This window comes from Pseudomonas sp. yb_5, from assembly GCF_043103865.1.
Lineage (GTDB): Bacteria > Pseudomonadota > Gammaproteobacteria > Pseudomonadales > Pseudomonadaceae > Aquipseudomonas > Aquipseudomonas putida_Y.
Genome location: NZ_JBICKE010000052.1, coordinates 19,166 through 32,626, shown reverse-complemented (window position 1 = coordinate 32,626; position 13,461 = coordinate 19,166). Strand labels below are relative to the sequence as shown.

The window sequence follows — 13,461 nt, the reverse complement described above, 5'->3', positions numbered from 1 at the left end:
AGGCCCCGCAATCGCGAGGCCTCTGGCTTTTCACGCTAACGCAGGGTTCAACCGAATGGTCGCAACCCTTGACGCAAGCCAAACAGGAACAGCAAAAGGTCATGGTCCGGCTCAGTCCGGGCCTGCTGCGGTTTTGCATCCCGCGGCAACGCGCACTGGTCTGCCATCTCTGCCTTGCTGAACACCGTCGGTCTCGGCTCTTCCCAGGCAGCCACCGCCACGGTGGTCACCGCCAGGCCAGCTACCAGGAACAAAGCTCGAGCAATTTCTAGTTTCATTACTCTAACCCTTTGACAGCGCTGCCAAACGCCATCTTGTAAAAGTAGAGCAGCGTCCGCCATTCCGCGTCATTGAGCGACGAATGGCGGCGTAGCTGACGCAAGTCATTGCCGGCCGCCCGCTGGCAACTGATACGCCGCCTGCACTTTTCCAGGTCCAGCAGCGCCACTTCGACGCGGGCCTGCTCGCCCTCGCCGATCACCTTGATAAAAACGTGCTTGCCGTACAGGCAGCCGTGCTGCCAGTGCCCCAGGTGCATCCGCGCCAGGTTGTCCGCCAGGTCCTTGAGCATGCGCTCATGCACCACCTGCGGGTAACGCTCGCGGGCACCTTCGGCATGCCAGGTGTCGAGTTCGACGAAACCGTCCAGCGCTTCGCTGACCAGCAGCGCGCGCCACTGGTGCTCGGCATCGCGCTGCGCGCCACAGAAGACGATGCGCGGTACACGCACGCCCAGTTGCTCGAAACTGTTGAGCGCATCGAGTTCACGCAATACCGTCGGCCGACCGAACGGGTGCAACAGGCTGCGGTAGATATGCCCAACCTGGCGCTTGGCATACAACAACTTGCCATTGGCATCGTTGAGGCGTTGCACGCCACTCTCGCCGCCGCGGCGCTGGTTAGGCTCCTCGACCCACTCGCCTTGCTGGCGCCAGTAAAAATCGAACTGCGATTCCCCTTTATGGGCTACAGCCATCAAACACTACCCCTTACGCAATACGTAGACTCGCCACATGGCATAGAACGGCAGGAAGTCGAGGCGTTCCTGGATTCTGAAGCCGGCGGCCCTGAATTCTTCTTCGACCGTTTCGGCAGGTAACACGAAACGGTTCTGGTACTTATCCTGTTCGGCCTTGGTGCTACGGCGCTGCTCCAGCTTTTTCCGCCGCCAGGCCTTGAAGTTGCCATCCACCCACAGGGAAAGGATCACACTATCACGGCTAACCCGTTGAAATTCCGAAAGAATGGTCTTTCTGTGCGCCGACTCGCCAATGTGATGGAACAGGCGCATGCAGAAAATGCTGTCCACGGCGTTATCTGGCAGGTCGATGGCAAATGCCGAAGTCTGCAAAGGCCGTACCCGTGCCACCACTTCTGGCGGTTGCGCCGCACAGGCTGTCTCGATCATGGCCTCGGAGTTGTCGGCACCGATGATTACCCGATTGGGCTTTTCCGCCAACAGCGGCCAGAAACGGCCCGCGCCGCATGGCAGGTCGAGTACCAGGCCAGGCTCGCCCGCCAATGCCAAGGCGCGGCGCGCCAACTGCTCATCTCGCTTGTGGGAAAGGCGTCGCGCCAGGCCGTCCTGGTGCTTGAGAAAGTACTCGCGCGCATGGTCTTTGTCGTACTTCTCGGAAAATTCAAGCTTGATGGGGCTACGCATTGGGCATCTCCTGACTCCATTGCGCCCACATTAGGTAGGCAAGCGTTGGAATCAGGTCATGCCAATGTGAAAAAAACGTTGAGCACTATTTGACCTGATACAGGAAATTACTCGACCAAGGCGTCCATGTCGCCTTTGACCGTGGTGTTGCTCAGGTCTACCTGGAAGCGGCAGCCATGCGGCAAGGTGGATGTCAGGGTGACACGCCAACCTTGGTCGTCACAGATCCGCTGCACCAGCGAAAGCCCCAGCCCCAGGCCCTCGCCGCGTCGCTCATCGCCCCGCACGAACGGCCTGAACATGGCCTCGCGCTGCTCTTCGGGGATACCCACACCGCTGTCCTCCACGCTGAACCCGTTGGCTTCCAGGCTCAGGCGGATATACCCACTGTCGGTGTAGTGCGCAGCATTGCGCAGCAGGTTGCCCATCACCGACTGCAGGAAGGTGGCGTTGTACAGCACAGGGCTAGCGCTCACGCGGCCATCGAAATACAGGGTGAGGCCTTTCTGTTCGATGGTGTCGCGCCACACCCCGATGAGCTCATCGGCCACTTCGCGCAGGGTCGCCCGTGACGCCACTGCACCCTCATCACGCTGCGCCCGGGCCAACATGAGGAAGGTCTTGACCAGCTCGCGCATTTCTTCGGTGGCCCGCGCCACGCGCTCCACCTGGCTACGCGCGCGGGCATCGAGACCAGGGTTTTCCATCAGAAGCTCACACGAGGTAGCCAACACCATCAACGGCGTGCGCAGCTCGTGGCTGACGTCGCTGGTGAACAGCCGCTCTCGGGTCAGCGCATCGCGCAGGCGCCCAAGGGTGTCGTCGAAAGCCACTGCAAGCTGGCCGACTTCGTCTGCCGCATAATCCGGAGCCAGCGGCGGGGCCAGGCCCAGTAGTTGATCGCGGTGGCGCACCTGACGCGCCAGGCGGATGACCGGTGCCATTACCCGACGTGCAACCAGCCAGCCAAGGATGACCGCCAACACCAGACTGAGCACGAAGCCCACTACAACCACGGCAAACAGTACGCGCTCGCGCTCCTCGAAGTCGCTCTGGTCCTGCAGCAGTACATAGCGGCGACCATCGACGATCTCGACCATGGCGTGGTAGGACAGCTGGTCTCGGAACACCTCGTGGAAACCGCGGTCGAGGTGACGCAGGTCCTTGGGCAGCTCGAAGTCGTCACGCCCGCCACTGAAGTAGAACAGCTGGTCTGGGCGAGGCCGATGACTCCAGTCACTGACGCTGTCCATACGCAGCAGGCGCTGCAGGTCACCACCCAGTACCGAGGAAATCAGTCGCTCCTCGACCAGGTGCACCGTGCCGACGATACCGAATGCGAAGGCCCCGGCCACCAGCGCGCTCATCAGGGCAAAGGCGATGATGATGCGCTGGGCAAGGCTTTGCTTAAACTCCATCGCGGCCCTCGGCGAGGCGATAGCCGACGCCATGGACGGTATGCAGCAACGGTTTCTCAAACGGTTTGTCGATCACCTGGCGCAGTTGATGCACATGGCTGCGCAGGCTGTCGCTATCGGGGCAGTCATCGCCCCACAAGGCTTCTTCCAGCACCTCGCGGCGCAGTACGTGCGGGCTTTTCTGCATCAGTACCGCCAGCAGCTTGAGGCCGACCGGGTTGAGCTTCAGCAGGCGACCCTGGCGGGTAACCTCCAGGGTATCGAGGTCGTAGCTGAGGTCAGCCACCTGCAGGGTACGGCGCCCACCGCCCTGGGCACGGCGCAGCACCGCCTCGATGCGCGCCGCCAGCTCCGACAGGGCAAATGGCTTGAGCAGGTAATCGTCTGCACCCGAGCGGAAGCCTTGCAGGCGGTCGTCCAGCTGGTCACGGGCAGTGAGCATGATCACCGGCGTGTCACGGCGGGCATCTTCGCGCAGGCGCTTGCACAGGGTGTAACCATCAATGCCGGGCAGCATGATGTCGAGTACGATCAGGTCGTAGTGCTCGGTGGCAGCCAGATGCAGCCCGGACAGGCCATCCTGGGCACAGTCGACGGTGTAGCCTTTCATGCCCAGGTAATCGGCCAGGTTGGCCAGGATATCGCGGTTGTCTTCAACCAAAAGAATGCGCATCGGTTTCTCCTGTGCGGCGCTTCTCGCTGTGGTGCGCGGCAGGCGCAGCTTAAGGCCAATGCCTGCACGGTGCCAGCCCTTGGGAAAATTCACCCCACTTGACAGTTTTTTCACTGATCCTTCACGGACACAGGATAGCGGGCGGCCGAAAATACCCGCTCTTTTTCGCGCCCTGGAGCCGTCATGCAGCAACGCACCCGCCCTCGCCCGATCAACGTCTGGCTGTACCTGGGGATTCCCCTGGCGACTGCGCTGGCCCTGATCCTGCTGGAACTGACTTCAGTCGACATGGATGTCGCCAACCTGTTCTTCGACCCCGCTGCCGGGCAGTTCATTGGCCGCCACAGTTACCTGTTGGAAAACATCCTGCATGACCGGGTCAAGCAAGTGGTGATTCTGTTGGGGGTGATATCGCTGCTGACCTTTGCCGCGAGCCTGTTCTGGAAGCGCCTGTTTGGCTGGCGCCGTGAACTGGGCTGCCTGGCGCTGGCGCTGGGCTTGTCCACAGCGTTTGTCACGCCGCTGAAAAAAGTCACCCAGGTGCAGTGCCCTTGGAGCCTGACCCAGTTTGGCGGCACCGAAACCTACAGCAAGCTGCTGGAACCACGGCCGCCTACCGACAAGCCTGGGCTGTGCTGGCCGGGCGGGCATGCAGCGACCGGGTTCTGCCTGTTCGCCTTGTTCTTCATGCTGCGTGATCGCAAGCCGCGCCTGGCGCGGGTGGCCTTTGTAGTGGCCTTGACAGCAGGGTCGGTACTGTCGGTGGGCAGGATGATGCAGGGGGCGCACTTCCTGTCGCACAATGTGTGGACAGCAGTGTTCTGCTGGTTGATCGGGTTGGGGTCGTATTACCTGATTCTCTATCGGCAGGGGCAGGCCGAGGTGCCCGTCGCCGAGCACAGCGCCGCATGAAAGAGGGGCCGCTTTGCGGCCCTTCGCACTTCAAGTGCTACCCTCAGGCATGCTCGACGAACACATCAGCAAACACCTGTCCCCGCGGTACCCCTGCCATGAACATGCGCCGGGCAAACCGTTCGACACTCCCCGGCGCCCCACACAGCAGCGCCACCGTCTGCCGCGACAATAACCGCATCCTGGCCAACGCTTCATCCAGCTGCTCCGCCAGCACCAGCTCGACACTCACCCCTGGCAGCTTCAGCAGCGGCTCCGCCAGGTAGTGCCCAGCCTGATCGCGCGCCACATGCACCACCCGGATTTCGCCCCGATGTCCCCGGCGCAACGCTTCGCGCAAGATACCCCAGAGCGGCGCCAGCCCGGTTCCCGCAGCCAGCAACCACAGCGGCCGCTCCTGCCAATCAGGGTCGTAATGAAGGGCTCCGCCTCTGAACTCCCCCAAACGCATCTCATCGCCGACCCGCAGACCACGCGCCTTGTCGCAAAAGGCACCAGGCCGCTGGCAATCGATATGAAACTCGAGAAAATCATCCTCGCCCGGCAGGCTGGCCAAGGAATAAGGCCGAGCAACCGCGCCTAGCCACAGCACCACGTGCTGCCCCGCCTGGTAACGCACCACCCGATCGGGCCGCAACCGCAGGCGCAAGACATCGCCAAACCATTCCAAAGCGCAGACATGCGCCGGTACGCCACCCTGCTGGGGGTCGTATAGCGCCACACGCAGGTCCTCGACCACCCGGCACTGGCAAGCCAGACGCCAGCCCTGGGCGTGTTTCTCCAATGCCAAAGCCTCGGGCAAAGCGTCTGCCGGTTGCCCGTCCAGGCAGCGCACCAGGCAGGCGTGGCAACTGCCCGCGCGGCAACTGTAAGGCACATTCAGTCCCGCCTCGTTGAGGGCATCGAGCAGGTTGCTGCCAATGGGCACCAGCCAGCGGCGCTCGCCCACGCAAATTTCGGGCATGTTCGGTACATCTCCTGCTGTCCGAGGCTCACTGTAAGCCAAGCAGAGCACACCAGCAAAATAGATGCCTGCGCGCTGCCGACCATGGTCCAGACCGGCCGCAGGTGTGCCGGGCACGGATGCGCGCTATACTGCCGCGCCTTTTTCCGTCGGCCTGACCTGCCGGCGCCTTGCAAGGCGCTTCGACGTGCTGGTCGGCTATGTCGAGCGTCTTTTTGAATGTTCCCGTCTTTAAGAGGAGCGCGCTGCATGACCGTGATCAAGCAAGACGACCTGATTCAGAGCGTCGCCGACGCCCTGCAATTCATCTCGTACTACCACCCCGTCGATTTCATCCAGGCCATGCACGAGGCCTATCTGCGTGAAGAGTCGCCTGCTGCACGCGATTCCATCGCCCAGATCCTGATCAACTCGCGCATGTGCGCCACCGGCCATCGTCCAATCTGCCAGGACACCGGTATCGTCACCGTGTTCATCCGCGTGGGCATGGACGTGCGCTGGGATGGCGCCACCATGAGCGTCGACGACATGATCAACGAAGGTGTGCGTCGCGCCTACAACCTGCCTGAGAACGTCCTGCGCGCTTCGATCCTGGCCGACCCGGCCGGTGCCCGCAAGAACACCAAGGACAACACTCCGGCAGTGATCCACTACTCCATCGTCCCTGGCGACAAGGTCGAAGTGGATGTCGCAGCCAAGGGCGGCGGCTCGGAAAACAAGTCGAAGATGGCCATGCTCAACCCGTCCGACTCGATCGTCGACTGGGTACTGAAGACCGTGCCGACCATGGGTGCTGGCTGGTGCCCGCCCGGCATGCTCGGCATCGGCATCGGCGGTACCGCCGAGAAGGCCGCGGTCATGGCCAAGGAAGTGTTGATGGAGTCCATCGACATTCACGAACTGAAAGCCCGTGGCCCACAGAACCGCCTGGAAGAAATCCGCCTGGAGCTGTTCGACAAGGTCAACCAGCTGGGCATCGGCGCTCAGGGCCTGGGTGGCCTGACCACCGTGCTCGACGTCAAGATCATGGACTACCCGACCCACGCCGCGTCCTTGCCGGTGTGCATGATCCCCAACTGCGCCGCTACCCGCCACGCCCACTTCGTGCTCGATGGCACCGGCCCGGCAGAACTGGAAGCGCCGTCGCTGGACGCCTACCCGGAAATCGTCTGGGAAGCCGGCCCGAGCGCCCGTCGCGTCAACCTCGACGACATCACCCCGGAAGAAGTGGCCAGCTGGAAGCCGGGTGAAACCATCCTGCTCAACGGCAAGATGCTGACCGGCCGCGATGCCGCGCACAAGCGCATGGTTGAAATGCTCAACCGTGGCGAAGAGTTGCCGGTAGACCTGAAAGGCCGCTTCATCTACTACGTAGGCCCGGTCGATCCGGTGGGTGACGAAGTGGTAGGCCCAGCCGGCCCGACCACTGCTACCCGCATGGACAAGTTCACCCGCCAGATCCTCGAGCAGACTGGCCTGCTGGGCATGATCGGCAAGTCCGAGCGTGGCCCGACCGCCATCGAGGCGATCAAGGACAACAAGGCCGTGTACCTGATGGCCGTTGGCGGCGCTGCCTACCTGGTAGCCCAGGCCATCCGCAAATCGAAGGTACTGGCCTTCGCCGAGCTGGGCATGGAAGCGATCTACGAGTTCGAAGTCAAGGACATGCCGGTGACCGTCGCCGTGGACAGCAACGGCGAGTCGGTACACATCACTGGCCCTGCCCTGTGGCAGAGCAAGATTGCCGAAAGCCTGGCCGTCGAAGTGAAGTAACCTGATGTAACTGCGGTGGCTGCTTCGCGGGCAGGCCTGCTCCCACACGTACAGCGCAAGCCAGAAGGCTACGCGTTGACCTGTAGGAGCGGGCTTGCCCGCGAAGAGGCTGCCACAGTCATCACAGGACTCTCTCGAACTGCTCCGGCCAGTCCCGCCAGGTAAACACCTGCCCTTCCCGCCTCACCCGCCGTACTTCCTCCAGATCCACCTCACACACCAGCCACTGGCTGCAGTCCGGGCTCAACTGCTCACTCAACGCCAGCACCCCATCGCCCGGCATCCCGTGATCCGGCGGCACGAACAGGCCTGCCCGGCCGATATTCTCGTCCAATGCCGGTGACCACGGCGCCACCCCCACCGTAGGGCTCTGCAACACGGCAATCTGGTTCTCCAGGGCGCGCGCCTGGGCGCCAATACGCACCCGGTGGTAACCGGCCTCGGTATCGGTACAACTCGGCGCCAGGATCAGGTCGGCACCACACTCGGCCAGGCGGCGGGCCAGCATCGGGAACTCATTGTCGTAGCAGATCAGGATGCCAAGCCGCCCCAGTTCAGTTTCGAATACCTGCAACCCCTGGCCTGCAGCAATATCCCACTGCTCGCGCTCGAAGCGGGTCATCATCAGTTTGTCCTGATAACCCAGCACACCTTGGGGGCCGAACAGCCAGGCACGGTTGCGGTAGCGCCCATCGCTGTCCAGCACCGGCACACTGCCCGGTTGCAGGTAGATCCCCCAGCGCCGGGCAAGGCTCTCGCACAACGCTTTCCAGGGTTCGATCAGCGGCTGGATGCCGGCAATCGAAGCCTTCAGGTCTTCCCGCTGCCCGGCACTCAGCTGGCCGCTCAGCACCAGCCCGGCGTACTCCGGCAACAGCAGCAAGCGTGCCCCCGCCTCCACCGCTTCGGCGCACAGGCCTTGCAGGTGGTCGGCGTACGCGTCCCATGTTTCATGCAGCTCGATGGCGTACTGGCAGGCCGCCAGGCGGATCATATCGGCAGTGCCTTGAGCCAGAACGACATCAGTTTGTCGGAGCTTTCCTGCTCGTCCAGGTCGCGCCAGGCGTAGGTGGTGCGCAGCGACGGGTCGTGCAGGAAGCCGCGGTTGCGCCAGAAGCCGTGCAGGGGTTTGTACTCTGCTGGCCGTCGCGGGTGTGCACCAGGCCGTTCGACCGCGCAGAACGCGCAATAATCGAACTCGGCCAGTTTGTGTGCGTAGGACTCGCGCTCGATGAAGAAGCGAACCCCCAGGCCCTGACCGCGGTATGCCGGCAACACCAGCGACTCACCGAAGTAGTACACACTGGCCGGGTCGCGCCCCTGGGCCAGGAACGGCTGCTGGAATTCGGGCGCGACGTCCACCAGCGGCAGGCCGGTAGAGGCGCCGACCACTTTGCCGTCGTCCAGCGCCAGCACAACCAGGCTGCGCCCGGAGCGGGCATAGTTGGCCAGGTAGTCGGCCTCGTACTCCGGGGTGCCGTCGTAAAGGTAGGGGAACTCGCGGAACACAGTAAGGCGCAGGCGAGCGAGGTCATCGATGTAAGGCGCGATAGCGGCACCGTGCAACAGGCGTATTTCCATGTTTGGCGGTCGTTTTGTCGATGTGGATGACGCGCTCGGCTAAGCCGGGCTTGAGGGGAAACCCTATCATCCGAGTTAGCGACCCGCCTTTTCCCTACACGACAGGAATTGTTCCATGACCGCAACCGAACTGGTAAATGCTTACTACGCCGCCTTCAACGCGGGTGACATGCCAGGCTTTCTGGCGCTGCTCAGCGAAGACGTGATCCACGACATCAACCAGGGCGAACGTCAGATGGGCAAAGCCAGGTTTGCCGCGTTCATGGAAAAGATGAACCGCTGCTACCGCGAGCGCCTGGCCGACATCGTGGTGATGCAGAACGCCGATGGCAGCCGCGCGGCGGCGGAGTTCACCGTACATGGCCAATACCTGGTCGATGACGAAGGCTTGCCGGCGGCAAACGGGCAGACCTATGTGCTGCCGGCGGGGGCGTTCTTCTATATTCACTGTGGCAAGATTGCCCGGGTGACCAACTACTACAACCTCAATGATTGGGTTGAGCAGGTTGCCTGAAGCAACCCGCTGCCAACTCAATCAAGCCTGTCAGACAATACGCGTGCCCAGCACTTGAAGGAACGCCGCCAGCCAGGCCGGGTGCGCTGGCCATGCCGGTGCGGTCACCAGGTTGCCATCCACATGCGCCTGGTCCACCGCGATGTCGATGAACGTGCCACCCGCCAGGCGCACTTCTGGCGCACATGCCGGGTAAGCGCTGCATTCACGCCCATCCAGCACCCCAGCTGCCGCCAGCAACTGGGCACCATGGCATACCGCCGCAATCGGCTTGCCGGCCTGGTCGAACGCCCGCACCAGCTCCAACACCTTTTCATCCAGGCGCAGGTATTCCGGCGCGCGACCACCCGGAATCAGCAGCGCGTCATAACTCTCGGGCCGCACCCGCACGAAGTCATAGTTCAGGGCAAAATTGTGCCCGGGCTTTTCGCTGTAGGTCTGTTCACCCTCGAAGTCATGAATCGCGGTACGCACAGTCTGCCCCGCCAGCTTTTCCGGGCACACCGCATGCACCGTGTGGCCTACCATGCTCAGAGCCTGGAACGGCACCATCGCTTCGTAATCCTCGACGTAGTCGCCCACCAGCATGAGAATTTTCTTCGCCGTCATCTTGCCCACTCCTTCGGTTAACCGTGAATAGTCACTGCACGATAGCCGCTGTCAGTCACGGCGGTCGAGGAAGTTGACCACCAAACGATCCAGCCAGCCCCAGATCCGTTGCTTGACCCTGCGCCACAAAGGGCGCGCATGCCAGTGAGCGAGATCGACTTCTTCGCTCAGGGCGAAGTCGCGCTCGAAGCTGGCCACCACCGCCGCTGTCAACGGCGGGTCCAGCGCCTCGATGTTGGCTTCAAGGTTGAAGCGCAAGTTCCAGTGGTCGAAGTTGCACGAACCGACGCTGACCCAGTCGTCCACCACAGCCATCTTCAGGTGCAGGAAGCACGGCTGGTACTCGAAAATCCGTACGCCCGCGCGTAACAGCCGCGGGTAGTAACGATGCCCGGCGTAGCGTACCGAGGGGTGATCGGTGCGCGGACCGGTCAACAACAGCCGCACGTCCAGGCCCTTGCTGGCGGCCCGACGCAACGAGCGGCGCACGCTCCAGGTCGGCAAGAAGTACGGCGTGGCCAGCCATACCCGTTTCTTGCCGCTGTTCAGTGCCCGTACCAGCGCGTGCAGGATGTCCTGGTGCTGGCGGGCGTCGGCATAAGCGACCCGGCCCATGCCCTGTCCCTGCGCAGGCACCCTGGGCAGACGCGGCAGGCCAAAGCCTTCAGCAGGGCGCCAGGCGGTGCGGCGAGTGTTGGCGTGCCACTGACGGTCGAACAGCAACTGCCAGTCGCTCACCACCGGCCCCTGCATCTGCACCATCACTTCGTGCCATTCGCTGGTCGCCTCACCCGGCTTCCAGAACTCGTCGGTAACGCCCGTCCCCCCCACCACGGCCCAACGTTCGTCCACCAGTAGCAATTTGCGATGATCACGGTACAGGTTACGCAGGCCACGCTTCCAGCGCAGGCGGTTATACCAGCGCAAGTACACGCCAGCGTCCAGCAGGCGCTGACGCAACGCACTGTTGAAGGCCAATGCACCGTAGTCATCGAACAGGCAGCGCACCCGCACGCCACGCCGGGCGGCCTGCTCCAGCGCGTCGACCACCGCCTCGGCACAGGCGCCGGCCTCGACCAGGTACAGTTCCAGGTCAACCTGGAAGTCGGCACGCATGATCGCCAGGAGCATGCGCGGAAAGAACGCGGGGCCGTCGATAAGCAGTTCGAACTGGTTGCCATCCCGCCAGGGGAAGACCGGCCCCGCCATGTCAGCGAGCAGTGAAGATCAGCACCGCGCTAACCGGCACCGACGGGTTGATGGACTTCAACCTGGCAAACTTGCGCAGGCTTTCCAGGCCCGGCATCAAGCCAAAATCTTCGGCGCGCAGCACCAGAGGCTCTAGGGTAACCACCTGGAAGCGCCGCGCATCCAGGCGGGTGGCCAGCAACAAAACATTGTAGCGGTGCGACTGGCCATGCAGGGTGACCGTCAGCGGCAGGCGCAACTCGATCTGTGCACCATCGGCCAGGTCATTGATCGGCTGCAGGTCGATCTGCGTCTTCACTGTGGCCTCGGCGAAGCGCGCGACCTCGAACAGGTTGTCGCGCATTTGCTCGTCACGCAGTGGAATACCGCTGCTCACCGAGTCCATCTCGATCCTCAAACCGGCCACACCCTTGCGGTCGACCGTACCATGCAGCACCAGAAAGCGATGCACTTCGGCGGTATTGCCATTCTTGCCGGTGATGAACGACAGCCGTGAAGATTCGCCATCCAGGTGCCAATTGGCATGAGCGGGTAGGCACAAAGCAAGTAATAAGGCAGGCAGCAGGCGGGGCAACTTGAACATGACAGATCTCGTGAAACCAGGCCGCCAACCTTACCCGCCTGCATTCATGGCAGCAAGCGGCAGCCCTCACGGGCGCCTTGCCAGGCCGCCTGGCTACGCCGCCCCAGGCCTTCAGCGGTGACTTGCCGCTGCTGGCTGTTTTCCTCCAGCAGGCTCAGTGGCAGCCATTGTTTCACATACCCCAGGCAGTACGCCTCGTCGAAGCCCATGACAAAGCGGCAGGAACAGTATTCCTTGGCCGAGTAGGCCGGGAGGATGCCGGGGAAGTCCGCCAGCGCCTGGCGTTCCTGCCAGGCCCAGTACAGGAGCCCTGCCAGTACCAGCAGCCATAACCGCTTCATGCCCCCTCCCCGGCCAGTGCCGCCAGCACCCGTTTGAGCAGTTCGTCGTGTCGATAGCTGCTGTCGCGGTCATCGGCATAGCGCACGATCACCAGCTTTTGCTCAGGCAGCACATATAACGCCTGCCCCCAGTGGCCAAGGGCGGCGAAGGTGTCTGCCGGTGCACTGGGCCAAGGCCGTTCGGCGCCAGCCAGCGGTTGGTTGAGCCACCAGTGGCCACCAGGGTTGGCCTCGCCAGGCAGCGGTTGGTTGAGCCACCAGTGGCCACCAGGGTTGGCCTCGCCAGGCAGCGGCTGGGCCTGGGCAAACGGGGTGCGGTTGAAGGCTACCCAGGCTTTAGGCAGCAATTGTCGGCCCTGCCAGCGCCCGTCGCGCTGCATCAGCAGGCCGATACGGGCCAAATCGCGGGCACTGAGGTACAGATAGGAAGAGCCTACGTAGGTGCCTGCCCGGTCACGCTCCCACACCGCACTGCCGATACCCAACGGGGTGAACAGAGCGTGCCAGGGGTAGTCGGGGTACTGCCCGGCATCGAGCATGCCGCGCAGCGCTGCGGCGAGCAGGTTACTGTCGCCGCTGGAGTAGAGGAATCGCTGACCGGGGCTGGCAGCGATACCCCGCGCTGCCGTATAGGCAGCCATGTCTGCGCGGCCACGGGTATACAGCATGGCCACCACAGAGGATTTCAGCGGTGCATATTCATAGTCTTCCTGCCAGTCGAGGCCACTGGCCCAGTGCAGCAGGTCGGCCACGCGCACGCCGGGGTGGGCGCGCATAGGTGGATAGAAGCGGCTGACCGGGTCTTGCAGCTGGAAGCGGCCTTCGCCCTGGGCCACGCCCATTATCGTGGCCAGTACGCTCTTGCTTACCGACCAGGTCAGGTGCGCGGTGTCGGCACGGGTGGGCGCTGTGTAGCGCTCGTGGAGGATACGACCGTCGCGGATGACCAGCAGAGCGTCGGTGCGGATGCCGTTGCGCTCCGAGGGAGAGCGTGCGGGAAAGGCGTAAGCGTCGACGGCCCGCCAGTCAAGGGAGGCAGGGTCGTTCTGCCACTGCGGGTCAGGCCAGTCCTCAGCCTTGACGCTACCTGCAATCATCGCAAGGAGGACCAACAGTACCTTCATCGTGCTCGCCCTGATTGGGGCTGCCTTGCAGCCCTTCGCGGGCAAGCCCGCTCTCACAGTTGCAGGAGCGGATGCCCCCGCGAACAGGCCAACATCA

General features: G+C 63.1%; 16 protein-coding genes. 3 read left to right on the top strand and 13 right to left on the bottom strand.

Annotated features, from left to right (window positions below; all coding sequences use genetic code 11):
- Positions 1 to 47: 47 nt before the first annotated feature.
- From ACF8GF_RS07170 to colR, 5 genes are all read right to left on the bottom strand, one after another.
- On the bottom strand, positions 48 to 278 hold the full coding sequence (locus ACF8GF_RS07170; protein ID WP_021781819.1) for a hypothetical protein: 231 nt from the start codon (positions 276 to 278) through the stop codon (positions 48 to 50).
- On the bottom strand, positions 278 to 976 hold the full coding sequence (locus tag ACF8GF_RS07165) for a lipopolysaccharide kinase InaA family protein (protein ID WP_176683779.1): 699 nt from the start codon (positions 974 to 976) through the stop codon (positions 278 to 280). Before ACF8GF_RS07165 ends, ACF8GF_RS07170 begins: the two co-directional genes overlap by 1 nt.
- 6 nt (positions 977 to 982) lie before the next feature.
- Positions 983 to 1,663, bottom strand: coding sequence for a class I SAM-dependent methyltransferase (locus ACF8GF_RS07160; protein WP_176683780.1), 681 nt, complete (start codon positions 1,661 to 1,663; stop codon positions 983 to 985).
- A gap of 107 nt (positions 1,664 to 1,770) precedes the next feature.
- Entirely contained in the window at positions 1,771 to 3,081 is a 1,311-nt protein-coding gene (locus ACF8GF_RS07155) for a HAMP domain-containing sensor histidine kinase (RefSeq protein ID WP_176683781.1), read from the bottom strand.
- A complete protein-coding gene (gene colR / locus ACF8GF_RS07150) occupies positions 3,071 to 3,754 on the bottom strand; it encodes a two-component system response regulator ColR (RefSeq protein ID WP_003255215.1) in 684 nt (227 codons plus the stop codon). The genes ACF8GF_RS07155 and colR overlap by 11 nt, the downstream gene beginning before the upstream one ends.
- 183 nt (positions 3,755 to 3,937) lie before the next feature.
- Here colR and ACF8GF_RS07145 point away from each other — a divergent pair, with 183 nt between their 5' ends.
- Entirely contained in the window at positions 3,938 to 4,666 is a 729-nt protein-coding gene (locus ACF8GF_RS07145; RefSeq protein WP_176683782.1) for a phosphatase PAP2 family protein, read from the top strand.
- A 43-nt stretch (positions 4,667 to 4,709) separates the two neighbouring features.
- Here ACF8GF_RS07145 and ACF8GF_RS07140 read toward each other — a convergent pair whose 3' ends face one another.
- Positions 4,710 to 5,630, bottom strand: coding sequence for an iron-sulfur-binding ferredoxin reductase (locus ACF8GF_RS07140; protein ID WP_392461923.1), 921 nt, complete (start codon positions 5,628 to 5,630; stop codon positions 4,710 to 4,712).
- 249 nt (positions 5,631 to 5,879) lie between these two features.
- On the opposite strand from ACF8GF_RS07140, the gene ACF8GF_RS07135 reads away from it, so the two are divergent.
- Entirely contained in the window at positions 5,880 to 7,403 is a 1,524-nt protein-coding gene (locus tag ACF8GF_RS07135) for a fumarate hydratase (RefSeq protein ID WP_003255232.1), read from the top strand.
- 121 nt (positions 7,404 to 7,524) lie between these two features.
- On the opposite strand, the gene ACF8GF_RS07130 is transcribed toward ACF8GF_RS07135, so the two are convergent.
- The gene (locus ACF8GF_RS07130) at positions 7,525 to 8,397 is read right to left on the bottom strand and encodes a carbon-nitrogen hydrolase family protein (protein WP_176683784.1); all 873 of its coding nucleotides are present in this window, start codon (positions 8,395 to 8,397) and stop codon (positions 7,525 to 7,527) included.
- Entirely contained in the window at positions 8,394 to 8,984 is a 591-nt protein-coding gene (locus tag ACF8GF_RS07125; protein WP_003255235.1) for a GNAT family N-acetyltransferase, read from the bottom strand. Before ACF8GF_RS07125 ends, ACF8GF_RS07130 begins: the two co-directional genes overlap by 4 nt.
- A 115-nt stretch (positions 8,985 to 9,099) precedes the next feature.
- Between ACF8GF_RS07125 and ACF8GF_RS07120 the strand changes: the two genes are divergently transcribed.
- Entirely contained in the window at positions 9,100 to 9,498 is a 399-nt protein-coding gene (locus ACF8GF_RS07120) for a nuclear transport factor 2 family protein (RefSeq protein WP_176683785.1), read from the top strand.
- 30 nt (positions 9,499 to 9,528) lie between these two features.
- On the opposite strand, the gene ACF8GF_RS07115 is transcribed toward ACF8GF_RS07120, so the two are convergent.
- The 5 genes from ACF8GF_RS07115 to ACF8GF_RS07095 are packed head-to-tail and all read right to left on the bottom strand — an operon-like array spanning position 9,529 to position 13,364.
- Positions 9,529 to 10,107, bottom strand: a complete 579-nt coding sequence (locus tag ACF8GF_RS07115; protein WP_021781811.1) for a DJ-1/PfpI family protein — start codon at positions 10,105 to 10,107, stop codon at positions 9,529 to 9,531.
- A gap of 51 nt (positions 10,108 to 10,158) precedes the next feature.
- Entirely contained in the window at positions 10,159 to 11,316 is a 1,158-nt protein-coding gene (locus ACF8GF_RS07110; RefSeq protein WP_176683786.1) for a phosphatidylserine/phosphatidylglycerophosphate/cardiolipin synthase family protein, read from the bottom strand.
- Position 11,317: 1 nt separating this feature from the next.
- Entirely contained in the window at positions 11,318 to 11,899 is a 582-nt protein-coding gene (locus tag ACF8GF_RS07105; protein ID WP_176683787.1) for a YceI family protein, read from the bottom strand.
- 44 nt (positions 11,900 to 11,943) lie between these two features.
- Complete coding sequence (locus tag ACF8GF_RS07100; RefSeq protein WP_176683788.1) at positions 11,944 to 12,240, bottom strand: amidase; 297 nt, start codon at positions 12,238 to 12,240, stop codon at positions 11,944 to 11,946.
- Positions 12,237 to 13,364, bottom strand: coding sequence for a serine hydrolase domain-containing protein (locus tag ACF8GF_RS07095; RefSeq protein WP_392487877.1), 1,128 nt, complete (start codon positions 13,362 to 13,364; stop codon positions 12,237 to 12,239). The genes ACF8GF_RS07100 and ACF8GF_RS07095 overlap by 4 nt, the downstream gene beginning before the upstream one ends.
- Positions 13,365 to 13,461 lie beyond the last annotated feature (97 nt).

Coding starts and splice junctions, on each gene's coding strand:
- ACF8GF_RS07100 (WP_176683788.1), bottom strand. CDS start 12,240: ATGAAGCGGTTATGGCTGCTGGTACTGGCAGGGCTCCTGTACTGGGCC.
- ACF8GF_RS07155 (WP_176683781.1), bottom strand. CDS start 3,081: ATGGAGTTTAAGCAAAGCCTTGCCCAGCGCATCATCATCGCCTTTGCC.
- ACF8GF_RS07130 (WP_176683784.1), bottom strand. CDS start 8,397: ATGATCCGCCTGGCGGCCTGCCAGTACGCCATCGAGCTGCATGAAACA.
- ACF8GF_RS07170 (WP_021781819.1), bottom strand. CDS start 278: ATGAAACTAGAAATTGCTCGAGCTTTGTTCCTGGTAGCTGGCCTGGCG.
- ACF8GF_RS07160 (WP_176683780.1), bottom strand. CDS start 1,663: ATGCGTAGCCCCATCAAGCTTGAATTTTCCGAGAAGTACGACAAAGAC.
- ACF8GF_RS07125 (WP_003255235.1), bottom strand. CDS start 8,984: ATGGAAATACGCCTGTTGCACGGTGCCGCTATCGCGCCTTACATCGAT.
- ACF8GF_RS07095 (WP_392487877.1), bottom strand. CDS start 13,364: ATGAAGGTACTGTTGGTCCTCCTTGCGATGATTGCAGGTAGCGTCAAG.
- ACF8GF_RS07115 (WP_021781811.1), bottom strand. CDS start 10,107: ATGACGGCGAAGAAAATTCTCATGCTGGTGGGCGACTACGTCGAGGAT.
- ACF8GF_RS07165 (WP_176683779.1), bottom strand. CDS start 976: ATGGCTGTAGCCCATAAAGGGGAATCGCAGTTCGATTTTTACTGGCGC.
- colR (WP_003255215.1), bottom strand. CDS start 3,754: ATGCGCATTCTTTTGGTTGAAGACAACCGCGATATCCTGGCCAACCTG.
- ACF8GF_RS07135 (WP_003255232.1), top strand. CDS start 5,880: ATGACCGTGATCAAGCAAGACGACCTGATTCAGAGCGTCGCCGACGCC.
- ACF8GF_RS07120 (WP_176683785.1), top strand. CDS start 9,100: ATGACCGCAACCGAACTGGTAAATGCTTACTACGCCGCCTTCAACGCG.
- ACF8GF_RS07110 (WP_176683786.1), bottom strand. CDS start 11,316: ATGGCGGGGCCGGTCTTCCCCTGGCGGGATGGCAACCAGTTCGAACTG.
- ACF8GF_RS07140 (WP_392461923.1), bottom strand. CDS start 5,630: ATGCCCGAAATTTGCGTGGGCGAGCGCCGCTGGCTGGTGCCCATTGGC.
- ACF8GF_RS07105 (WP_176683787.1), bottom strand. CDS start 11,899: ATGTTCAAGTTGCCCCGCCTGCTGCCTGCCTTATTACTTGCTTTGTGC.
- ACF8GF_RS07145 (WP_176683782.1), top strand. CDS start 3,938: ATGCAGCAACGCACCCGCCCTCGCCCGATCAACGTCTGGCTGTACCTG.